At 67.4% G+C, this 21,388-nt stretch carries 18 protein-coding genes; 9 read left to right on the top strand and 9 right to left on the bottom strand.

The genetic code is table 11. From position 1 onward, the window contains the following. Window positions 1-151 precede the first annotated feature (151 nt). Entirely contained in the window at window positions 152-2,824 is a 2,673-nt protein-coding gene (locus ACYVGS_RS10530) for a TonB-dependent receptor (protein ID WP_460588640.1), read from the top strand. Between the two features lies 1 nt (window position 2,825). Then, window positions 2,826-4,856: a tetratricopeptide repeat-containing sulfotransferase family protein gene (locus tag ACYVGS_RS10525; protein WP_460588639.1), complete on the top strand. Its 2,031-nt coding sequence runs from the start codon at window positions 2,826-2,828 to the stop codon at window positions 4,854-4,856. Window positions 4,857-4,907: 51 nt separating this feature from the next. Here the strand turns inward: ACYVGS_RS10525 and ACYVGS_RS10520 are convergent, their stop codons facing one another. Beyond that, the gene (locus ACYVGS_RS10520) at window positions 4,908-6,983 is read right to left on the bottom strand and encodes a TonB-dependent receptor (RefSeq protein WP_460588638.1); all 2,076 of its coding nucleotides are present in this window, start codon (window positions 6,981-6,983) and stop codon (window positions 4,908-4,910) included. A gap of 112 nt (window positions 6,984-7,095) precedes the next feature. Between ACYVGS_RS10520 and ACYVGS_RS10515 the strand changes: the two genes are divergently transcribed. Next, window positions 7,096-7,539 carry a BlaI/MecI/CopY family transcriptional regulator gene (locus ACYVGS_RS10515; protein ID WP_460588637.1) on the top strand — a complete coding sequence of 148 codons (444 nt, stop codon included), beginning with the start codon at window positions 7,096-7,098 and terminating at the stop codon, window positions 7,537-7,539. Next, a complete protein-coding gene (locus ACYVGS_RS10510; RefSeq protein WP_460588636.1) occupies window positions 7,532-8,467 on the top strand; it encodes a M48 family metalloprotease in 936 nt (311 codons plus the stop codon). Before ACYVGS_RS10515 ends, ACYVGS_RS10510 begins: the two co-directional genes overlap by 8 nt. A gap of 3 nt (window positions 8,468-8,470) precedes the next feature. On the opposite strand, the gene ACYVGS_RS10505 is transcribed toward ACYVGS_RS10510, so the two are convergent. Further along, window positions 8,471-8,677 carry a dodecin family protein gene (locus tag ACYVGS_RS10505; protein WP_460588635.1) on the bottom strand — a complete coding sequence of 69 codons (207 nt, stop codon included), beginning with the start codon at window positions 8,675-8,677 and terminating at the stop codon, window positions 8,471-8,473. Between the two features lie 157 nt (window positions 8,678-8,834). Between ACYVGS_RS10505 and ACYVGS_RS10500 the strand changes: the two genes are divergently transcribed. The 3 genes from ACYVGS_RS10500 to ACYVGS_RS10490 are packed head-to-tail and all read left to right on the top strand — an operon-like array spanning window position 8,835 to window position 11,754. Then, entirely contained in the window at window positions 8,835-9,449 is a 615-nt protein-coding gene (locus ACYVGS_RS10500) for a hypothetical protein (protein ID WP_460588634.1), read from the top strand. Between the two features lie 50 nt (window positions 9,450-9,499). Then, complete coding sequence (locus ACYVGS_RS10495; protein WP_460588633.1) at window positions 9,500-9,892, top strand: thiol-disulfide oxidoreductase DCC family protein; 393 nt, start codon at window positions 9,500-9,502, stop codon at window positions 9,890-9,892. 2 nt (window positions 9,893-9,894) lie between these two features. Then, complete coding sequence (locus tag ACYVGS_RS10490) at window positions 9,895-11,754, top strand: acetyl-CoA hydrolase/transferase C-terminal domain-containing protein (protein WP_460588632.1); 1,860 nt, start codon at window positions 9,895-9,897, stop codon at window positions 11,752-11,754. On the opposite strand, the gene ACYVGS_RS10485 is transcribed toward ACYVGS_RS10490, so the two are convergent. The 4 genes from ACYVGS_RS10485 to mpl are packed head-to-tail and all read right to left on the bottom strand — an operon-like array spanning window position 11,751 to window position 16,658. Then, window positions 11,751-12,353 (bottom strand): LON peptidase substrate-binding domain-containing protein, encoded by a 603-nt coding sequence (locus ACYVGS_RS10485; protein ID WP_460588631.1) that lies wholly within the window; start codon window positions 12,351-12,353, stop codon window positions 11,751-11,753. The two genes, ACYVGS_RS10490 and ACYVGS_RS10485, sit on opposite strands and share 4 nt — an antisense overlap. A 3-nt stretch (window positions 12,354-12,356) precedes the next feature. Beyond that, window positions 12,357-12,623: a YkgJ family cysteine cluster protein gene (locus ACYVGS_RS10480; RefSeq protein ID WP_460588630.1), complete on the bottom strand. Its 267-nt coding sequence runs from the start codon at window positions 12,621-12,623 to the stop codon at window positions 12,357-12,359. A gap of 1 nt (window position 12,624) precedes the next feature. Then, on the bottom strand, window positions 12,625-15,282 hold the full coding sequence (locus ACYVGS_RS10475; protein ID WP_460588629.1) for an efflux RND transporter permease subunit: 2,658 nt from the start codon (window positions 15,280-15,282) through the stop codon (window positions 12,625-12,627). Next, window positions 15,279-16,658 (bottom strand): UDP-N-acetylmuramate:L-alanyl-gamma-D-glutamyl-meso-diaminopimelate ligase, encoded by a 1,380-nt coding sequence (gene mpl / locus ACYVGS_RS10470; RefSeq protein WP_460588628.1) that lies wholly within the window; start codon window positions 16,656-16,658, stop codon window positions 15,279-15,281. Before mpl ends, ACYVGS_RS10475 begins: the two co-directional genes overlap by 4 nt. 152 nt (window positions 16,659-16,810) lie before the next feature. On the opposite strand from mpl, the gene ACYVGS_RS10465 reads away from it, so the two are divergent. Together ACYVGS_RS10465 and ppa are read left to right on the top strand one after the other, a co-directional pair. Beyond that, the gene (locus tag ACYVGS_RS10465) at window positions 16,811-18,073 is read left to right on the top strand and encodes a 6-phosphofructokinase (RefSeq protein ID WP_460588627.1); all 1,263 of its coding nucleotides are present in this window, start codon (window positions 16,811-16,813) and stop codon (window positions 18,071-18,073) included. Window positions 18,074-18,130: 57 nt separating this feature from the next. Then, the gene (gene ppa / locus ACYVGS_RS10460; RefSeq protein WP_460588626.1) at window positions 18,131-18,676 is read left to right on the top strand and encodes an inorganic diphosphatase; all 546 of its coding nucleotides are present in this window, start codon (window positions 18,131-18,133) and stop codon (window positions 18,674-18,676) included. Between the two features lie 93 nt (window positions 18,677-18,769). On the opposite strand, the gene ACYVGS_RS10455 is transcribed toward ppa, so the two are convergent. From ACYVGS_RS10455 to ACYVGS_RS10445, 3 genes are read right to left on the bottom strand one after another with little or no spacing between them, the layout of a single operon-like run. Continuing rightward, window positions 18,770-19,501: a M15 family metallopeptidase gene (locus ACYVGS_RS10455; protein WP_460588625.1), complete on the bottom strand. Its 732-nt coding sequence runs from the start codon at window positions 19,499-19,501 to the stop codon at window positions 18,770-18,772. After that, entirely contained in the window at window positions 19,498-20,205 is a 708-nt protein-coding gene (gene sfsA, locus ACYVGS_RS10450; protein WP_460588624.1) for a DNA/RNA nuclease SfsA, read from the bottom strand. The genes ACYVGS_RS10455 and sfsA overlap by 4 nt, the downstream gene beginning before the upstream one ends. Then, the gene (locus ACYVGS_RS10445) at window positions 20,205-21,383 is read right to left on the bottom strand and encodes a pyridoxal phosphate-dependent aminotransferase (RefSeq protein ID WP_460588623.1); all 1,179 of its coding nucleotides are present in this window, start codon (window positions 21,381-21,383) and stop codon (window positions 20,205-20,207) included. The genes sfsA and ACYVGS_RS10445 overlap by 1 nt, the downstream gene beginning before the upstream one ends. Window positions 21,384-21,388: the final 5 nt, after the last annotated feature.

Here is a 21,388-nt window from a genome sequence, read left to right as displayed (position 1 = left end):
GACGCCAAAGCGCCGGCAGGCACCGCTGGCCGCGCCGACGGGTCGCCGGTCGACCGCCATCGCCAAACCCGCTAACATTATTAGAGTTCTAATAAAAACCCAGGGGACAACACACGCACAAGATCACCTTCCGGTGAACATGGAGATTCCAATGCAGCATGCCACCCGTCACGGCCTGGGCAGCCAACGACCCGCCCGCCACCCGCTCAGCCGCGCCATTGTCGCCGCCCTCGCCGGGGGCCTGGCCGCCGCCAGTCAGGGCCAGCAACTGGAAGAGGTGGTAGTCACCGCCACCAAGCAGGCAGCCAGCATGCAGAGCGTGCCGGTGGCGGTGTCGGCCATCACCGAACGGGCCCTGAATGAACAGGGCATTACCGACTTCTCCGACTATATCGCCACCCTGCCCAATGTGACCGCCGGCGGCCGCGGGCCGGGCCAGAATGAAATCTACATTCGCGGCGCCGCCATCCAGGCCATGAACACCACCATCCAGGAGGCCAACGGCAGTGCCCCCAACGTGGCCCTGTACCTGGACGAGCAGCCGGTCACTGCAGGTGGACGCAACCTGGACGTCTATGTGGCCGACATGGAGCGCATCGAGGTGCTGCCGGGGCCCCAGGGCACGGTCTTCGGCTCGAGTTCCCAAGCGGGCACGGTGCGCCTGATCACCAACAAACCGGTGATCGATGAGTTCTCCGCCTCCTTCAAGGCGGGCACGTCCTATATGCCCGAGGGCGACCCCAGCGCCAATGCCAGCGCGGTGTTCAACTTCCCGCTGATCGAGAACAAGCTGGCCGCCCGGGTGCTGATCTTCAACGATCGCCAGGGCGGCTACATCGACAACGTCAAGGGCACCTTCACTCCGGATCCCAACCGGAACCCGGCCCTGCCCTCCAACGACGGTGTGGTCTTCACCCCGGCGGGCGGCGACACCCAGGGGCACCAGTTCGCCGATGGCAGCTACGCCGAGCCCGGCCGCGCCTACCCGGTGCAGTACCAGTCGCGCAGCAACGACGCCCTGGTCGAGGACGACTTCAACGACGCCACTTACCAGGGTTTCCGCGCCGGCCTCAAGTACCTGATCAACGACAGCTGGGATCTGCTGCTCACCCACCACCAGCAGCAGCTCGACGCCGACGGCGTGTTCGACTACGACCCCGAGGTGGGCGACCTGGAAGTGCAGCGCTACCACCCGGACCGCCTCACCGAGGATTTCTCCCAGACCGCCTGGACCCTCCAGGGCCGCCTGGGTGAGCTGGAGCTGCTCTATACCGGCGCCTACCTGAAACGGGAAACCGACCAGGTCATCGACTACTCCAACTACGCCAACACCGGTTTCTATGTGGCCGGCTACATGTGCGAGTACAACACCCCCGGCTACCACGGGGGCGGCGGCGTCGGCTACACCTTCGACCCGACCCTGTCCGGCGACCCGGACGTGATCGAGTGCACCAACACCGGCGCCGGCTTCGCCGCCATCAGCAACGAGATGGAACGCACCACCCACGAGCTGCGCTTCAATACCGACCCGGCCCGCTGGGTGCGCTTCCAGGGCGGCATCTTCTACGAGGACGTGGAGCTGCAACACGTCGGCGACTTCAACTACGGCAACCCCGAGTGGAACGCCCCGGACCCGGCAAACCTCAACGGTGGCGAGGGACCGGTGGTCGCCAATGACCCCAGCGAGCGCGGGCCTACCACCCAGTTCTCCAACGACATCACCCGGCCGGAAGAGCAGATCGCCGTGTTCGGCGAGCTGGCGGTGGACTTCCTCGACGACTTCACCCTGGCTTACGGCTTCCGCTGGTACGACCTCGAGGTGGGTTTCGAGGGCTTCTCCATCTTCAAGTACGGCAACCGCCCGGTGCCCAACCTGGCCGACGGCAATGCCGCCAATAACCCCGACGTGGTGATCCGCCCGGACGTCACCGGCGGCCGCGACTACGTGACCAACATCGGCGAGTTCCAGCCGGCTTCGGTGGATGACACCATCCACCGGGTCACCCTGAGCTGGCGCCAGTCCGATGACCGGATGTGGTACGCCACCTGGTCCGAGGGTTTCCGGCCACAGGGCTTCAACCGCGCCGTCGCCGGCGGCCAGGTGGAACCCAGCGCGGACGGCAGCGCCCCCTGCAAGACCTCGCGCACACCCAGCTACTGCATTCCCCTGCTCTACCAGTCGGACGAGCTGATCAACTACGAGCTGGGCTGGAAGCACGAGTACCTGAACCGCCGCCTGCGCTTCAACGGCGCCGCCTACTTCATCGAGTGGAACGACATGCAGGTCGGCCATATCGACTCCCAGAACATCGACTTCCTGACCATTGTCGACAATGCCGGCGACGCCGAGATCAAGGGTATCGAGGGCAACCTGTCCTGGCTGGCCACGGAAAATCTCAGCCTGTTCGGCGCCTTCTCCTGGAACGACACCGAGATCGTCGAGCTGAACCCGGCCTTCGCCTTCGCGGTTACCGACATCGGTTCCCAGCTGCCGCTGGCCCCGGAGTTCCAGTTCAGCCTGCGCGGCCGCTACGAGTGGGAGGTGATGCAGGGTACCGCCCACGTACAGCTGGCCACCCGCTACTCCGACGAGGCCTACAGCTCGATCATCGACGTGCCCGCGCGCCGGGAACTGCAGGACTCCTACGTGGTAACCGACGCCACCCTCGGCTACCGCCAGGACACCTGGACCGCCGAGCTCTTCGTCAACAACCTCACCGACGAACGGGCGGAGCTGCACATCAACACCCAGGACGGGTCGCGCAAGATCCTCACCAACCGGCCCCTGGAATTCGGCCTGCGCTTTACCTACGACCTGTTCTGAGGTGAGCCGCGCCCCCGAAACAACGCCCGCCGCCTCGGCCCGGGCACGCTCGACGGACGCCCCCCTGGAGGCGGCCGGGCGGGCCCTGCGCCGGGGAGATTTCGCGGCGGCGGAAGAACTGGCGCGGGCGGCACTGGAATCGGGGGGCGGGCGCGAAGCCCGCTATCTGCTGGCGGTGGCCTGCCGCTACCAGGGGCGACACCGCGAGGCCCTGGAGGAACTGGATGCCCTGCAGCGGCAGGACCCGGGCTACGGTCGCCTGTACCAGGAGCGGGGGCACAATTGGCTGGCCCTGGACGAGCCCTTTCGCGCCCTCGCCGCCTTTCGTGACGCCACCGCCCGCAACCCGGCCCTGCTGGCGAGCTGGAAGGCGCTGGGGCCACTCACGGCGGCGCGTCCCGAGTGGCAGGACCTGGCGCGGGAGGCCGCCATCCAAGTGCGCGCTCTCAGCCAGCTGCCCGTGGAAATTCTCAGTGCGCGCAGCATGCTGCACGAAGGCCGCCTGGAGCGGGCGGAGACCCTCTGCCGGCACTACCTGCAGCGAAACCCGCAGCAAGTAGAGGGTATGCGCCTGCTGGCGGCCATCGCCAGTCAGCACGGTCAGCTGGAGGAGGCCGAGTTTCTCCTCGACAGTGCCGTGGAGTTTTACCCCGACAACCTGCTGGCGCGACTGGACCGGGTCAACGTGCTCTACCGGCAGCAGAAGTTCAGCCGCGCGCTGGCCGAGGCCGAGGCACTGGACCAGCGCCTGCCCGGCAACCGTTCCATCCGCGCCACCCTGGCCAACCAGTACATTGCCGTGGGCCGCTTCGAGGACGGCATCGCGCTGCTGCGCGCCCTGCTGGCGGAACACCCCGACGACCCGGCGATGCAGCTCACCCTGGGCCACGCCCTGAAGACCACCGGCGAGACAGCAAAGGCCGTCGAGGCCTACCGGGCGGCCAGTGCCATCCGGCCGGACTTCGGCGACGCCTGGTGGAGCCTGGCCAATCTCAAGACCTTTCGCTTCAGCGCCGATGACCTGGCGCAGATGCGCGAGCGCGAAGCCGATGAAAATACCGCGCTGGAAGACCGCATCCACCTCTGCTTCGCCCTCGGCAAGGCGCTGGAGGATGCCGGGGACTACGCCAGCTCTTTCGACTGTTACCAGCGCGGCAACCGCCTGCGCCGGGGCACCCTGCGCTACGATGCGGCGCGCATGTCCCAGCGCCTGGCACGGCAGCGGGCCTTCTTCAGCGCCGACTTCCTGCGGGGCCGCCCCGCCAGCGGCTGCGAGGCACCGGACCCGATCTTTATCGTCGGCATGCCACGGGCCGGCTCCACCCTGCTGGAGCAGATTCTCTCGGCCCACTCCGCCATTGACGGCACCATGGAGTTGAACCACATTCCCGCCCTGGCCCAGCGGCTCGACGGCCACGGCACCCGCGCTCCGGGGGAGGGCTATCCCGAGCGCCTGCAAGGCCTGGACAGCGACACCCTGCGCAAGTTGGGGGAGCAATTCCTGGAGGAGGCCCGCGTCCACCGCCAGGGCGCCGCCTTCTTTATCGACAAGATGCCCAACAACTTCCGGCACATCGGTCTGATCCACCTGATCCTGCCCCGCGCCCGCATCATCGACGCGCGGCGCGACGCCATGGCCTGCTGCTTCAGCAACTTCAAGCAGCTGTTCGCCTCGGGGCAGGAGTTCAGTTACGACCAGGCAGAGCTGGGGCGATACTACCGGGAGTATGTCGAACTGATGGAGCACTGGGACGCCGTACTGCCCGGCAAGGTGCTGCGGGTGCAGCACGAGGACTTGCTGGCGGACCTGGAAGGCCAGGTGCGGCGCATGCTGGACTTCCTCGGTTTGCCCTTTGAAGCCCAGTGCCTGGAGTACCACCGCAGCGAGCGCGCGGTGCGCACTCCCAGCTCAGAGCAGGTGCGCCAGCCGCTGTTCCGCAGCGCCGTGGACCAGTGGCGCCACTACGCGCCCTGGCTCGACCCCCTGCGCGAGGCCCTGGGGGAAAGCCTGGCGCCACCCGCAGGGCCTTGACACCCGGCGCCCTGCGGCGCCGGCGGGGCCACTGCCCCCGCATCTACCGCCTCAGAAACTCCAGGTCAGGCCCAGGCGCAGGGTGCGCGGCTCCATGATGTGGTAGTGGACGTCCTCCACCGCCTCGGCTTCGCCGGGCAGCTGGGAGGCGTAGAAGTAATCGATATCGTGGTCGCGGCTGTCCAGCAGGTTGAGCAGCTCGGCGCTGAGCCGCCAGTTCGGCGCCAGCTGCCGCCCCACCAGCAGATTGACCACGGTGGTGGCGTCGGCCTCGACGGAGCCGTCCTCCACCAGCGGTCGCTCGCCGAAGTAGCGCAGGCGCAGGCTGCCGTACCAGCCTTTCCAGTCGGTCAGGCTGACGCCGGCCTGCAGTACATGCTCCACCGCGCCGGGGATCTCGCGGCCACCGGCGGTGGCGCGGGTGAAACGGGCGTCGCTCCAGGCGTACTCGAGGTCGGCCGTCCAGCGCGGATTGAGCTGGTAATAGGCGGTGACTTCCAGGCCGTGGCGCCGGGTCTCCCCGCTGGCCTCGGTGTTGCCGGCGTCGCCGACGAAAACCAGCTCACTGTCGAGCTCCAGATACCAGAGGGCCACGGAAGTATTCAGGCGCTCCGCCCACACGCCGCGCAGGCCCAGCTCCGCTCCCAGGGACTCGACCAGGGGATCGACCCGCGGCACCGCGCTGCCGTCGGCCGGGTCCACGCGTATCGTGGTGCCCCGGGCATCGTTGGAGTGAAAGCCCTGGCCCGCGGCCGCGTAGGCCTCCCAGTCATCGTCCAGGGCGAGGATCACGCTGCCCTTCAGGCTGAGGAGCCCGTCGTCGGCACTGCCGCTGTTGGGAGTCAGGTCGACGCCCTGGATGTTGCGCGCAACGCGGCCATCCACCTCGAAATCGTAGTAGTCGTAGCGGGCACCCACCACCGTACGCAGGCGGTCGCTCCAGACCAGCTCGGCATCCCAGAACAGGCCCGTGCTGAACTCCTCAACGGCGTCGCTGCGAATACTGCCGAGTCGGCGGCGCTCGACACTGCGGTACAACCCAACCTCGTCGATGTCATCGTAGCGGAGTTCCAGGCCAAGGCGCTGGGTCACCGGGCGGCCAAAGATGCTGTCCTCCCAGCGGTAGCTGCCACTGCCCCCATGGATCCAGCGCTCGTCCACCTGCTCGAACTGGTCGCCGTTTTCCGGGTCGTCCAGGAAGTAGGTGAAGTTTGACCACAGGTTCAGATCGTGGCGAATACTGTAGGCGGAAAGCTCCCACTGCTGGTCGTGCCAGCGGGCACTCAGGCTGTAGCGACTCGATTTCCCCCCCACCGTGGGATCAATCACCCCGCGCCGGGAGATCAGCCCCTGTGCTACCGCCCGGCTGGGTATCTGGTCGGCACTGTTCCACTGGTTGTCGTAGGCCATGGCGGTGACGCTCAGCCTACCCGCACCCAGCTCCCGGGTGTGTCGCAGCAGGCCATTGAAGCGTTCGAGATCCTCCTCGAGACCGCGCCAGGGGCCGTCGTAGCTGTTCAGCTCCGCCGCGTACAGCCAGTCACCGCCAAGGGCCCGGCTGCTGTCCACCGCGACCAGGCGGCGGTAGGCGTCCTCGCCCAGACTCAGCTCCGCCAGCCCCTTCTCGACGCGATCGGCGAGCCGGAACTGCGCACTGCCGGCACCGGAGAAGTCACCCACATCGGCGTGGTAGGGACCCTTGCGGTAGGCAATCGCCGACAGCGCTTCCGGGATAATCGGGTTGAGGTCGGTGTAGCCCTGACCGTGGCCGTGGCTGCGCATGTTCAGGGGCATGCCGTCGACGAAGGTGGCGAAATCGGTGCCGTGGTCCAGGTTGAAACCGCGCAGGAAGTACTGATTGGCCTTGCCGGTGCCGCTGTGCTGGGTAACCACCATCCCGGGCACCAACTCCAGGACCTCGCCAGTGCGCAGCAGAGGACGCAGGGCAATCTCGGCCTGGCCAATCAGGCCTTCGGAAGCCGAGATCGCCGAGCCCAGGAGATTGACCCGGCGCCCCTCCACTTCGACGGTTTCCAGGCCCGACTGGCTCTTGGCCTGGCCCACCGACAGTCCCGCGGCCAACGCCGCCCCCACCACCAGTAGCTGGCGTATCCAGGTCCGATCCATCGCGCTTTCTCCCCTTCCCTGCTGTGTTTTTGTTCGCCCGCGTCTAAAATGGGGCGCTCGCTGGCGCGACGTTGTAGCACGCGCCACCAATACCGAGAATGGATCGGTTTTCATGGCTGAAAATTCGCGGGGCCTCGCCGCCATGCTGGGGCTGCAGAATCGCCGGCAGTCGCTGCCCAGCCTGGGGACGCGCGAGCTCGCGGTCATGGAGGTGCTCTGGGGTAGGGAGAGCGAAACCACCGCCCAGCAGGTACTCGACAACATGCCGGCGGGCACCATTGGCCTGAGTACCATACAGAGCACCCTGGAGCGCCTGTACCGCAAAAAGCTGGTGAGTCGCCACAAACTGGGCCGCGCCTATGCCTACGCGGCGCGCTGCCGCCGCCAGGATCTGATCAGCCAGCTGCTGCAGGACATCACCCGGGACATTGCCGGCGGCGACATGCAGCCGGTGATCTCCGGCTTCATCAGTTATCTCGAGGACGCGCCGGGCGATACCGACGATACCCTCGAGGCGGCCCTGCGCCGCCACCGCCAGGCGGCAAGCGATGACTGAGTTGACCGCGCCCCTGCAGCTGCTGGTCACTGGCTGCGCCAGCCTGCTGCTGGCCTCGCTGCTCTCTGCCCTCGCCTACCCCCTGCTGCGGCGCTTGCTGCTCGCCGGCCCGGCGGCCAGCGCCTCGCGCTGGACACTGTTTTACGCCTTGCAGGCAGTGCTCTGCGCCAGCCTGGCGACCCTGGTACTGATGTCTCCAAAGGTAGCCGGACTCCTGGTGCCGGCACACTGCCACGGGCCGCGCTGCCTGCCCCACAGCCCGGAAATCCACCTGCTTTCTCCCGGCGGCCTGACGCTGACAGGGGTCAGCTTCCTGGCGATAACGGTATTGCTGCTGGGGGGAATCGCGGTGGCAGCGCGGACACGGCAGCGTCTGCAGCTGCTCGGCCAGCTCGCCGAACCCTGTACGGCTTTTGAACAGGTTCAGAGCGCCCGGCCGCTGGCCTGGTGCGCCGGCCTGTGGCGACCGCGCATCTTCCTGTCCAGCGCGCTGGTCGCGCGCCTGTCAGAGGCAGACCTCGATGCCGTGCTCGCCCACGAGGGCAGCCACGCCCGGCGGCGCGACAATCTGCGCCGACAGCTGGCCCACTGGGCCACGTTGTGCTGGCCGCGCGGGCTGCGGCGACAGCTGCTGGCGGACCTCTCGGAGCAGACCGAACTTGCCTGCGACGCCGCGGCGGCACGCCGCTGCGGGGCGCAAAGGCTGGCCCGATTGCTGATGACGCTGGGAAGCCCCGGGCAACCGAGGGGCGCCGGGGCAGGATTTCTGAATGATTATCGGGAGAGCCGGCTCGCGGCGCTGAAGGCGCCGCGAGTGGCGCCACTCTGGAGCGGGCCCGTCGGCCTGGTGAGCCTGGCCGCGTCCAGCGCGCTCAATCTGGCGCTGCTGACAGCGGCTGCCCACCTTGCCCTGGAGTGGCTGACCTGAAGGTCAGTTCAGTCGGAAGCCGACTTTGAGCACGACCTGATAGTAGGCCACCTTGCCCTTCATCACCGAGCCGCGGACTTCCTCGGTCTTGAACCACTCGACGTTCTCGATCGTCTCGTTGGCCCGGGCGATGGCATTCTCAATACCGTCTTCCACGCTTTTGGTGGAGGAGCCGACGACTTCGATTACCTTGTAAACATGGTCACTCATACGACCTCCTTGTGGGTGACTGCACTATTCACCCTAGCACACATGACTCACTTGGCCAGCCCCGGCACCACATTGCACCCATCCGCCACAGCCACTAGGCTGGAAACCATGTCTCGCTGTCGAAAGGCCCCTTGGGGCCGTGAAAGGAGGGTCGCCCATGCTCGCTGAACGCCCCGGCGCGCGCTCGATGAGCCGCTATGCCTGGATGGCGCCGGCGGTGGTCCTGCTGGCGCTGCTGCTGGTCTATCTCTTCGGGGACGGCGAGGGCGAACGCGTGCAGGTGCTGTCGGAAGGCGCCGACTACCAGCGCCTGCAAATTGGCGACCCCGACGATATGGGCGCGCTTCAGGCCACCGCCCCGCTGTCGGCGGCGACGCGGGAGCATGTGCTGCAGAATCTCTCCCGCTTCCGTGCCGAGTACCAGATGCTCGGCCCCTCGGTTGCGCTGAGCGCCGCGCCGGGTTCCGCCAGGGCCACCGAGCTGGCCGAGCGCCTGCGCGCTCTGCTGGCCCAATACAACCTGGGCGACTTCGCGACGCAGGAGGGCGGCGGGCAACCGGCAGTCAGCGCCGACGGGCTGGTACTGGGCGTGCGCCCCGCCGACCGTGCCATCGCCCGCGAGCTGATTGCGGCCCTGGCGCCGATGCTGGCCGGCAGCGTTACCATCGGCTTCGATGACACGCTGCCCACGGGCCGGATGCAGCTGCGGGTGCGGGAGGTATCCGGCTTTACGCCGCAGGGCGTCGCCGTTCTCGGCGCGGCCGGGCGCTGAGCCACCGGAACCATCCCGGCAAGCCCAGACGGCGACCAACCTGCATAGCCATGCGTTACACTGCAGACATGAGTGAAAGCCGCCAGCCACTGACCGTCTACTACGATGGAGCCTGCCCCGGTTGCGTACGCGACCGCCGCCGCTACGAGGCTATCGCCGGCAAACACGCCGAGCGCGTCGCCTGGGTGGACATCACCGGCCGCGAGGCGGAGCTGCGGGCCGCAGGCATTGAACCGGCGCAGGCCCTGCGCGAATTGCACGTAAAAGACTCGGAGAGCGGCACGGTCTTTCGCGAGCTGGACGCCTACATCCTGCTGATGCGCAGGACCTTGTGGCTCAAGCCACTGGCCTTTGTCATCGGCCTGCCCCTGGTGCGACCGTTGCTGGCCCGCGCCTATCACGCGTGGGTCGACCGACGCCTGCGCCGCAGCGGTCGGGGCTGAGCGTGGATCAACCCTGTGCCGAAAGCGAAGCGATTGCCGAGCAGGTCGTCCAGCGGGTCGGTCCGCACATCGTGCTGGCGCTGCCCCTGGGGCTGGGCAAGGCCAATCACATCGCCAATGCCCTCTACGACCGGGTCGCCGCCGACCCCGCGCTAAGCCTGACGATCCTCACGGCCCTGACCCTGGAAAAGCCCGCCTACCAGAACAATCTGGAGCGCCGCTTCCTGCAGCCGGTGGTGGAGCGGCTGTTCGGCGATTACCCGGCCTTGCGCTACGCCGAGGCCCGGCGCCAGGGGCGGCTGCCGGACAATATCCGGGTCGAGGAATTTTTCTTTCTCGCCGGCAGCCGGCTGGGGGATGCCGACGCACAGCAGAACCATATCTGCGCCAACTACACCCATGTCCCGGAGTACCTGCTGGACCGGGGCATCAATGTCATCGCCCAGCTGGTGGCGGCGCCCCCGACGGATAGTGCGCCGCAGGCCTACAGCGCCAGCTGCAATACCGACCTCACCGGCGAGCTGCTGCAGGCGCGCCGGGCGGGGCGGGCCGACTTTCTGTTTCTCGGCCAGGTCAACCGCGAACTGCCCTTCATGGCGGGCGATGCCCTGCTGGCGGCGGAGGAATTCGACGCCATCCTGGACAGCCCGGCCTGCGAGTTCCCCCTCTTCGCCCCACCGCGCCAGCCCCTGGGCCTGAGCGATCAGGCCGCCGCCCTGCAGGTGGCGCGCCTGGTACCCGATGGCGGCACCCTGCAGATCGGTATCGGCGCCCTGGGGGATGCCATCGCCCAGGCCCTGATTCTGCGCCACCGCGACAACCGGCGTTTTCGCAGCCTCAGCCGGGAACTGGCGGGCGAGCCGGCGGCGCCGGCGGACCACCTGGCGCCCTTTGCCAGCGGCCTGCACGGCCTCAGCGAAATGCTGGTGGACGGCTTCCTGGATCTGTACGAGGCGGGCGTGCTGCGGCGCGAGGTGGACGGCAAGGTTCTCAATGCCGCCTTTTTCCTCGGCTCCCGCAGTCTCTATCAGCGCCTGCGCGAGATGGACGATCGCGAGCGCGAACGCCTGGCCATGCGCAGTATCCTGTTCACCAACCAGCTCTACGGCGACCAGGCCGCCCGGCAGGCCGCCCGCACCGGTGCCCGCTTCATCAACAAGGCCATGCTGGTGACGCTGCGCGGCGAGGTGGTGTCCGACGGCTTGGAGGATGGCCGTGTGGTCAGCGGTGTCGGCGGCCAGTTCGACTTCGCCGCACAGGCCTTCGCGCTGCCGGACGCCCGCTCGGTAATCGTGGTGCCCGCCACCCGCCGGCAAGGCGGCAAGGTGGAATCGAATATCCACTGGCAGTACGGCAACACCACCATTCCGCGTCACTACCGCGACATCGTGGTCACCGAATACGGCATCGCCGACCTGCGCGGCAAGACCGACGCCCAGGTGATCGAGGCAATGCTGTCGGTGACCGATGCGCGTTTTCAGGCACCGCTGCTGGCGCAGGCACAGGCGGCGGGCAAACTGCCCTGGAACTTCCGTCCGCCCGCGACCTGGCAGCGAAACACCCCCGAGCGTATCCGCGCGGTGCTGCAGCCGGCCATCGAGGCCGGCACCCTGCACGACTTGCCCTTCGCCAGCGATTTCAGCCCCACCGAACAGGCGCTGCTGCGCGCCCTGGACGTGCTCAAGGGCGTCGCACATTCGCGCTGGCAACTGGCCCGGCTCGCCTGGGGCGGCCTGCTGGCTCCCGCGGCAACACCCGGGCTGACCGAGGCCCTGGCGCGCATGGAGCTGCAAAGCCCCCGCGGTGTGCGCGAGCGCCTGGAGCAGGCGCTGCTGAAGGGTGCCTGGGTGCGCCGGGGCTAACTCTCGCCGCTGATGTGGCTGATGATCAGGTCCAGCTGGTCCAGCAGCGGGCCGCTGTCGTCGGCCACCAACAGGCCGTATTTGAGGGATTCCTCCAGGGGCAGTAGCTGGGCCAGGCGGTAGCCGACCTCCCAGGCATCGTCACTCTGCAGCTCCAGGCCCAGGCGGCGGACCTCGGCGTGCTTGCCCAGGTCGGCCAGGATTTCCTGCAGGCTGGCCCACTGCGGCGGCAGTGGCGTCGGCTCGGGTGGGTCCATCAGCGTCACCTCGCCCCAGACCAGCCCGTTGGCGGCCACCCGGGTACTGTGCAGGCGCAGGCGCTGCTCCCCCTCGATCACAATCCCCAGCAGGCCGTTGGGCAGCTGGTCCCAGTCGACGATCCGCGCCAGCGTTCCCAGCTCCGACAGTTCGTGGTGTGCACGCCCCTCTCGAGCCACTTCCGAGCCCTTGCGGATCCACACCACGCCGAAACCGCTGCCGCGACGCATGCAGTCGCGCACCAAATCGAGGTAGCGCTGTTCGAAAATCTGCAGCGGCATGCGGCCACAGGGAAACAGCACGGATGAGAGGGGGAACAGGGGGATTTCCGTCGTCGACATGTATTACACCTGGCTGTCGGGATGGCTGCTGGCCTCGAGGTCCAGCAGATTGATGTAGGCGGTCTCGCGATCCTCGCCGCAAAACTCGGGGTCGGCCTGGAAGTTCTCGCACACCGCCGGCCGCCGGGGGTCGCCGAAGAGCCCACAGAGACGGTCGCGGGTCAGGTGTACACAGGCCACCCCGGCCGGCTTGCCCCGGGGCATGCCGAAAAATGCTGTGGAGATGGACGGCGCCACACAGCAGGCGCCGCAGCCCGGGCGACACTCCATATCAGTCCTCTTTGCCCTCGGGCCCCAGCGGACGCACCAGGAGGATCAGGCGCGGCAGCAGCAGCAGCGCCCCGACTACCGCGGCGATCATGGCGAGCACCGTCAGCAGACCGAAGTAGATACTCGGTGTGAAGTTGGACAGGGTCAGCATGGAGAAACCGATAACCACGGTAATGGTGGTGTAGTACATGGCCCGCCCGATACTGAAGTGGCAGCGGTGCATAGTGGCCAGGTAATCGCGATCCTTCGGGAACTCGTGCAGGAAGCGGTGCACGTAGTGGATGCAGTCGTCGACCCCGATGCCCACCACGATGGCGGCGATGGTGATGGTCATGATGTCCAGGGGAATGCCCGCCAGGCCCATGACGCCCAGCACCAGCCCGGCGGCGAGAATATTCGGCGCCAGCGCGATCAAGGCCAGGGAGAGGGAGCGGAACAGCAGCAGGAACATCACCAGGATAGCCAGGAAGACCGCCCCCAGGGTGAGGATCTGCGAGCGGAACAGGCTCTGCAGCACATTGTTGTAAAGCACCAGCATGCCGGTGAAGCGCACGTTGTCCGGCGCCAGCCCGGTCACCTCCACCAGCTCCGCGTGGAGCCGCTCGAGGAAGGCGTTGCGGCGCAGGCTTTCACTGGTTTCCATTACCCTGACCGTAATGCGCGCCTGCTTGTGCTCGGCGGAGAAATAGGGGTCCACCATCAAGTCGGCGACCTCTTCCGGCAGACTGCGCTGGACCAGTGCCAGCTCGACGCTGCCGATATCCTCGCCCATCAGGTCGCGCACCACGGTGAAGAGGGTCGATAGCGAGAGCACCTTGCCGGTCTCTTCCTGGGCGTCCACGTGCGCGTGAGCGGCATCCAGCAGGCGCATGCCCTCGAGACTGAACCAGAAGCTCGGTGTGAAGCCTTCCGTCTCCTCGCCAAAGCCGCCGGCGTCACCGGCGAAGCTGTCCTCGGCAAAGGGGTCGTCGGCGAATTCGTCGCCCCAGGCGTCACCACTGGATACCGCTTCGGCAGCCGCGAAGCCTTCGCCGGAGAAATCCGGACTGTCGTCGAGGAAGGGGTCGTCCTCGGCCAGGGGGGCGCCGCCCGACTCGCCGCTGCCCACGTTCTCCAGACCGGGTAGCGGCTGCTGATCGTCCGGCGGCGTGAGGATGATGTCCAGGGGAATGGTGCCACCGAGTTTGGAATCCAGCAGCTGCATGCCCTGGTAGATCTCGGTGGTGTCCTTGAAGTAATCGATAAAGCGGTTCTCCACCTCCAGACGGGTCAGCCCCCAAATGACCAGGCCCACCAGCAGCGCACTGACCACCAGGATGGTATTGCCGAAGTGCTCGGTGGCGCGGCCGAAATACACCGTCAGCGGCTGGTGGGACTTGCGGATGTACAGCGGCCGATGGCTGGGCCAGATCTCGATCAGACAGGGCACGATAATGAAGGCCATGACCAGGGCGACCAGGATGCCCACGGTCATCATCCAGCCAAAATCGATTACCGGCTGGATACCCGACACCACCAGGGACATGAAGGCGACGATCGTGGTGATGCCGGTATACACACAGGGCACGGCCATCGCCGCCACCGTCTGCAGGGCGCGGCGGTGGGTGTCCTCGTCGGGGTCATTGGCATGCAGCTCGCGGTAGCGCACCACCAGGTGGATGGCGATGGCCAGGGCGATGATCAGCAGCACGGCCACGAAATTGGATGAGATCACCGTCATCCGCCAGTCGAGGAAGCCCAGCAGGCCGAGCATGATCACCACCGTGGCGCTGCAGGTCGCCAGGGGAATCACGACCCAGCGCACCCGCCGGAAGATCACTGCCAGTACCAGCAACATGATGCCGAGGATCGCACTGCCAAACAGCACCAGGTCGTTCTGCACGAAGGCGACCATGTCCGCGGCTATCATCGGCACACCGCCGACAAAGATGCGCGCGTGTTCGCGGTAGTCCTCGGCGATGGCCCGCACCGAGGCCACCAGTTCACTCTGGGCCTCGAGGGCCTTGGCGGTATGCGCCTTGAACGCCGCCTCGACCTGCTCCAGCCGGGCCGCTTCCGACTCACTGAGTTCCTCCGCCTCGGCCCGCTCGCGCAGGCTGTCGCGCTCCTGCAGCAACTCGAAATAGCGCTGGTCGCGCTCGAGGTTGACCTGTACCGCGGTGAGCTCGCCGTCGCGACTGGCGAGAAGCTCGGCGTAAATCGGGCTGGTGGTGAACTCTTCCAGGGCCTGCTCGCGATCCACTCCGGGATCCCGCAGGTGCGGCAGGGGTTTACCGGAGGTGATGTCAGAGAGACTCACCGGCGGGCTTTCCAGCAGCGGCACATCCCAGACGGTGACCACCGAGGCCACCCCGGGCAGCTCGCGCAACTCGTCTGCCATGGCGTCGAGGGGCTGCAGGGAGGCATCGCTCAGCAGCGGCGCGTGTGGCTGCCAGGTGAGCAGGAGGAAATCCTGGGTCGCGTACTCCGCGCTGACTTCGCGGAAGAACTCCAGGGCCGGGTCGCCCTGCAACATCAGGGAGTCCGCCGAAGCGTCGAGACGAATCTTCGGTGTCTGGCTCAGGGCCAGCAGGACCAGCGCCAGCACCAGCAGCAGGGACAGCCGGGGGCGGCGCAGGACCAGGGCGTCGTAGGCCCGCAACAGGGGGTGATCGATCATCGGGTGTGCGCCTTCTCCAGTTCCTCGAGCAGTCGGTGATGGATACCGCCGAAGCTGCCATTGCTCATGATCACGATACGGTCCCCCGTACATGCCGCCGCGGCCACCTGCCGGGCGAGCGCGTCGATGTCCTCGCTCAAGCTCGCCGGTACCGGGCTGCCGGCGAGCACCGCGTCCAGGGACCAGGTCATGCCGGGCGGCTGGTACCAGTAGACCTGGTCGGCGTCGCGGCAGGCCTCCGCCAGGGCTGCCCGGTGTTCACCCATACGCATGGTGTTGGAACGCGGTTCGATCAGCGCCACCAGGCGCCCCTCCCCGCCGCCGGCGCGCAGGCCCTGGAGCGTGGTGGCGATGGCCGTGGGGTGATGGGCAAAGTCGTCGTAGACGCGCACCCCGGCGATCTCGCCAAGCAGCTCGAGGCGCCGGCGCACGCCGCGGAAACCGGCCAGGGAGCCCGCGGCCTGCCGGGGCGGCACACCGACATGGCGCGCCGCGCCGAGGGCCGCCAGGGCATTCTCGACGTTGTGCAGGCCCAGCAGTGGCCATTCGACCGCCAGAGGCGCGTCACTACCGGGGGCGTGTACCCGGAAGGCGCTGCCGTCCTCGCGCTGCAGCTCCGCCCGCCAGCTCGCCGTCGCACCAATGGCGAAGGATTCCGTGGGCGTCCAGCAGCCCATGTCGAGCACCGCCTGGATGGCGGGCACACCCTGGCGGTGCAGCACCAGCCCCTCGCCGGGCACACAGCGCAGCAGATGATGGAACTGCCGCTGGATCGCCGCGAGGTCGGGGAAGATGTCCGCGTGGTCGAACTCCAGGTTGTTGATCACCAGGGTTCGCGGGCGGTAGTGAAGGAATTTCGAGCGCTTGTCGAAGAAGGCGGTGTCGTACTCGTCCGCCTCCACCACGAAGAAGTCGCTGTCGCCGAGGCGGGCGGAGACGCCGAAGTTGCCGGGCACGCCGCCGATCAGGAAACCCGGTGACATACCGGCATCCTCCAGCAGCCAGGCCAGCAGACTGGCGGTGGTGGTCTTGCCGTGGGTGCCGGACACCGCCAGGACCCAGCGGTCTCGCAACACGTGCTCCGCCAGCCACTGGGGGCCGGAAGTGTAGGCCAGGCCGCGGTTGAGCAGGGACTCCACCGCCGGATTGCCGCGACTGAGGGCATTGCCCACCACCACCCAGTCGGGCGCGGGCTGCAGGTGCTCTGGCCGGTAGCCCTCCATGAGCTCGATCCCCGCCGCCTCCAGCTGGGTGCTCATGGGCGGATAGACATTGGCATCGGAGCCGGTCACCCGGTAACCCAGGGCGCGGGCCAGCAGGGCGATACCGCCCATGAAGGTCCCGCAGATGCCGAGTATGTGCAAATGGCCTTTCACGTCCGCCTCCTCCAGCGCGAGGGCGCGAGTGTAGCACGCAGCCGCCATCCCGACGGTGCGCCGCGGGCGGTAATTCGACCGCCCGCGGTCTACAAGTGAAGGGCAATCACGTATCATGGGGCCTTCCCGTTTCACTCGACACAGGTTTGCCAATGCCCAGGAAAAATGCCTTCTACGCCCAGTCTGGTGGCGTCACTGCCGTCATCAATGCTTCAGCCTGTGGCGTGATCGAGACCGCCCGCGCAAACCGCGGCAAGATCGGCAAGGTATTCGCGGGGCGCAATGGCATCATCGGCGCCCTGCGCGAGGATCTGATCGACACCAGCAAGGAAAGTGCCGCGGCGATTCGCGGGTTGATGACCACCCCGGCCGGGGCCTTCGGCTCCTGCCGCCACAAGCTGCGCAGCCTGGAAGAGAATCGCGCCGAGTACGAGCGCCTGATCGAAGTCTTCCGCGCCCACGACATCGGCTACTTCTTTTACAACGGTGGCGGCGATTCCGCCGACACCTGCCTCAAGGTCTCCCAGCTCAGCGAGTCCATGGGCTACCCGATCCAGGCCATCCACATTCCCAAGACCATCGACAACGACCTGCCCCTGACCGACAACTGTCCGGGCTTTGGCTCGGTGGCCAAGTACGTGGCCATCTCCACCCGCGAGGCGGCCATGGATGTCGCCTCCATGTGCGAAACCTCAACCAAGGTATTCATTCTCGAAGTGATGGGCCGTCACGCCGGCTGGATCGCCGCGGCCGCCGGCCTCGCCGCGGAGCAGGAGGGCGACGCCCCGCACATCATCCTGTTTCCGGAAGTGGCCTTCCAGCGGGAGAAGTTTCTCAAGCAGGTGCAGCGCACGGTGAAACGCCACGGCTACTGCGTGATCGTCGCCTCCGAGGGCGCCCAGTACAAGGATGGCAGCTTCCTCAGCGACGCCGGGGTCACCGACGCCTTCGGCCACAGCCAGCTCGGCGGGCTGGCACCGGTGCTCGCGGACATGGTGAAGTCCGAACTGGGTTACAAGTATCACTGGGCAGTGGCCGACTACCTGCAGCGCTCGGCGCGGCACATCGCCTCGCAGACCGACCTCGAGCAGGCCTATGCCGTGGGCCAGGCGGCGGTGGAATTCGCCCTGCGCGGGGACAACGCGGTGATGCCCTGCATTGTGCGCGGCAAGGGCAAGCGCTACCGCTGGAGCATCGGCGAGGCCCCCCTCGAGCAGGTGGCCAATCGCGAGAAAAAGATGCCCCGCGGCTTTATCAGCCGCAACGGCTTCGGCATCACCGAGGCCGCGCGGGAGTACCTGGCCCCCTTGATCGCCGGCGAGGCCTACCCGGAATACCGCAACGGGCTGCCCCGCTACACCCGCCTGAAGCTGGCCGCGGTACCGCGCAAGCTGAAGACATCGTTCAAGGTTTGACCAGAGCCTGTTATACTGCGCCGCCTTTTTTCCACCACACTCAGCACAGGAATCGCCATGAGCCTTAACCTGATCCCCGCCGGGAAGAACATCCCCGACGAAATCAACGTGATCATCGAGATCCCCGCCCACTCCGACCCGGTCAAGTACGAAGTGGATCACGACAGCGGCGCCATCATGGTCGACCGCTTCATGACGGCGGCCATGTTCTATCCCTGCAACTACGGCTACATCCCCAACTCCCTGGCGGATGACGGCGACCCCCTGGACGTGCTGGTGCACACCCCCCACACCGTGGTTGCCGGCTGCGTGATTCCCTGCCGCCCGGTGGGCATCCTGCACATGTCCGACGAAGCCGGTGGTGACGCCAAGCTGGTTGCCGTGCCCACCACCAAGCTGTTCAAGGGCTACGCCGACATCAAGGAATACACCGACCTGCCCGAACTGCTGGTGCGCCAGATCCAGCACTTCTTCGAGCACTACAAGGACCTGGAAGAAGGCAAGTGGGTCAAGATCGACCGCTGGGGCGGTTCCGACGAAGCGCGCAAGGCCATCGTCGATGCCGTTGCCAACTTCGACAACTCCCACCCGGAAATGCGCTGAGCCCCATCTCGCACAGGCCCCCGACCGCATCCGCGGCGGGGGTCGTCCCACACCAGGCCCCATCGCCGCCACCCCTTCAGCGGCACCTGCAACTCAGCGGATAAAGTCCCGAGGCCGCCGGTATCTGGCGGGACACCAGTCAGCGGGCACATGGACATAGCGGGCCAGCAGCGCCGGCAGTTCCGCCTCCAGCACCTCCCGCAGCAGCAGCTCCTCCCCCGACCAGGACGCCCTGAGCAGAGCGGCATCCAGCATTGATTCACAGTGCACCGAGAGGGGCGCGTAACTCAGGTGCCAGCGCTCCACCGCCACGCCACCGCGATCCTGCGCGTAGGGACGAAAGAACCCCTCCGAGCGATCCGCCGCCATGCGCGCGTCCAGCCAGGCGTGCAGGGGACCAAACGGCCCCGCCGGTGCCACCTCGTCGGGCGTCAGTTGCACGCGGTAGTCCGCCGGGACCGCCGCGGCATCGTAGACGTCCAGATCCGTGCCCCAGTGGTGGCGCGAGGTACCGGGAAGTGCCGAGAAGCGCAGAATGGCATGCGCCTGCTCCGGGGCGGAGAGTGCCGCGAGGTCGACCCTCTCCCCAGCGTCATCGTTCACCGGCCGCCGGCCACTGGCCTTGGCATTCCAGATCGCGCACTGGCGGGCAAAGCTGCGGTGGGCGCTGGCGATCGCCAACTGGAAGCCCGCCTCTGCAGCGGCCGCCTGCAGGCGGCGAAAGGCCGCTGCCGCCTGCGGATGCAGTTGTGCCCCCTCCCCCAGTTCCACCAGCTGACTGCCGTCCTTGCCGGTGAGCTGGGCGGAAGACAACGGCGCTGTCACGGCTGCGGGTCCAGGCTGAAGGGCAGGCGCTCGCCCAGGGTCAGGCCCGCGGTGCCGACCGCGCAGCCCCAGGCCTGGACTTCCACCCCGGCTTCCAGGGACGCCGCCAGACTGTCGCGGTAGCGGGGATCGATATCCCCGGCGGCACAGACCCGGTTTACGCCGGCGTGGAAGACACAGAACAACAGCAGGCAGCGGGTCCGCGCATCCAGGCGCTCCGCCAGCACCTCCAGGTGGCGGCGCCCGCGCGTCGTCACCGCATCCGGAAAGCGCCCCTGCCCGCCGGCATCGCAGAGGGTGACACATTTCACCTCCACGAAGACCTGGCCCCCCGGGCCCTCGAGCAGGAGGTCAGCGCGGGAGCCCTCGGCTATTTTCACCTCCCGCCGGTGTTCAGGGTAGGCCTCGAAGCCGGTCAGCCGCCCTTCAGCCAGCCCCTCGGCTACCACCCGGTTGGCCAGGGCCGAGTGAATGCAGGCCATGCCCTCGCGCGTTTCCACCAGCTCCCAGGTCCAGGGCAGCTTGCGGGTCTTCGAGCTGCTGTGGGAAAGCCACACCCGACTGCCGGGCTCGGCACAGCCGGTCATGGCACCGGTATTGGGGCAGTGGGCGGTCACCACGTCGCCGCCCGGCAACTCGACGTCCGCCAGAAAGCGTTTGTAGCGCCGGAGCAGGCGCCCTTCTTGCAGGGGCGCGAAGTCCATCAGCCCAGTACCCGGGCCAAGCGCTCCACCGCCACCTCCAGACGCTCCATGCTGGTGGCGTAGGAGAAGCGCAGGTGTTCATTGGCCCGCACGTGGCCGAAATCGACGCCCGGGGTCAACGCCAGGCCGTGCTCCTCCAGCAGCTGCCAGCACAGGGCCTGGCTGTCGTCGGTGAAGCGCGAGGCATCGGCGTAGATGTAGAAAGCGCCGTCCGGCCTGCAGGGCACCTTGAAACCGATGGTCTCCAGCGCCGGCAGGAGGAAGTCGCGGCGCTGGCGAAAAATCGCCCGGCGCTCCTCGAAGATGTCCCGGGTGCCCGGCTCGAAACAGGCCAGGGCCGCATGCTGGGCCATGGTCGACATGGAAATGAACAGGTTCTGGGCCAGCTTCTCGAGGCCGGGCAGCGCTTCCTCGGGCGCCACCAGCCAGCCCAGGCGCCAGCCAGTCATGCCGAAATACTTGGAGAAGCTGTTGACCACGAAGGCCTGGTCGTCGACTTCCAGTACCGACGGCGTCGGGCGGTCGTAGCCCAGACCGTGGTAGATCTCGTCCACGATCAGCTGCCCGCCGCGCTGGCGCACCGCGGCGGACAGTTCGGCCAGCTCCTCGCGGGTCAGCGAGGTGCCGGTGGGATTGGCCGGCGACGCGACCATGGCCCCAACGGTGCTGTCACGCCAGTGCCGGTCCACCAGCTCACCGGTGAGCTGGTAGCGGGTACTGGCATCCACCGGCACCAGCTCACCGTGCCCCTCCACCAGGCGCATGAAATGCCGGTTGCAGGGGTAGCCGGGGTCGGTGAGCAGCATGCCATCCCCGGGGTTGAGCAACAGGGCGGACAGCAGCAACAGCGCCCCGGAGGCGCCGGGCGTGACGATGATGCGGCGGGCGGGAATGTCCAGGCCGTAGGTCTCGGCATAGTGCCGGGACAGGGCCTCCCGCAGGGCCGGCAGGCCGGTGGCCTGGGAGTAGTGCGTGTGCCCGGCGGCCAGCGCTGCGCGCCCGGCCTCGATGATCGGCTCGGCGGTACTGAAATCCGGCGCCCCCGCCGCCAGGTGGACCACATCCCGCCCCGCTGCTGCCAGCTCCGTGGCGCGGGTCAGGACCTCCACCACACGAAAGGGTTCGATGTCATCAATGCGCCTGGCCAGGCGCAAACGGAAAGCGGGCGTCGCTGTCATGAATC

This window comes from Haliea atlantica (assembly GCF_054779855.1).
Note: the sequence above shows the minus strand (reverse complement) of the source record. Positions and strands in the feature narration are given on the sequence as shown.

Coding starts and splice junctions, on each gene's coding strand:
- ACYVGS_RS10480 (WP_460588630.1), bottom strand. CDS start 12,623: ATGGAGTGTCGCCCGGGCTGCGGCGCCTGCTGTGTGGCGCCGTCCATC.
- ACYVGS_RS10500 (WP_460588634.1), top strand. CDS start 8,835: ATGCTCGCTGAACGCCCCGGCGCGCGCTCGATGAGCCGCTATGCCTGG.
- ACYVGS_RS10495 (WP_460588633.1), top strand. CDS start 9,500: ATGCGTTACACTGCAGACATGAGTGAAAGCCGCCAGCCACTGACCGTC.
- ACYVGS_RS10485 (WP_460588631.1), bottom strand. CDS start 12,353: ATGTCGACGACGGAAATCCCCCTGTTCCCCCTCTCATCCGTGCTGTTT.
- sfsA (WP_460588624.1), bottom strand. CDS start 20,205: ATGGACTTCGCGCCCCTGCAAGAAGGGCGCCTGCTCCGGCGCTACAAA.
- ACYVGS_RS10445 (WP_460588623.1), bottom strand. CDS start 21,383: ATGACAGCGACGCCCGCTTTCCGTTTGCGCCTGGCCAGGCGCATTGAT.
- ACYVGS_RS10465 (WP_460588627.1), top strand. CDS start 16,811: ATGCCCAGGAAAAATGCCTTCTACGCCCAGTCTGGTGGCGTCACTGCC.
- ppa (WP_460588626.1), top strand. CDS start 18,131: ATGAGCCTTAACCTGATCCCCGCCGGGAAGAACATCCCCGACGAAATC.
- ACYVGS_RS10520 (WP_460588638.1), bottom strand. CDS start 6,983: ATGGATCGGACCTGGATACGCCAGCTACTGGTGGTGGGGGCGGCGTTG.
- ACYVGS_RS10530 (WP_460588640.1), top strand. CDS start 152: ATGCAGCATGCCACCCGTCACGGCCTGGGCAGCCAACGACCCGCCCGC.
- ACYVGS_RS10505 (WP_460588635.1), bottom strand. CDS start 8,677: ATGAGTGACCATGTTTACAAGGTAATCGAAGTCGTCGGCTCCTCCACC.
- ACYVGS_RS10475 (WP_460588629.1), bottom strand. CDS start 15,282: ATGATCGATCACCCCCTGTTGCGGGCCTACGACGCCCTGGTCCTGCGC.
- ACYVGS_RS10515 (WP_460588637.1), top strand. CDS start 7,096: ATGGCTGAAAATTCGCGGGGCCTCGCCGCCATGCTGGGGCTGCAGAAT.
- ACYVGS_RS10510 (WP_460588636.1), top strand. CDS start 7,532: ATGACTGAGTTGACCGCGCCCCTGCAGCTGCTGGTCACTGGCTGCGCC.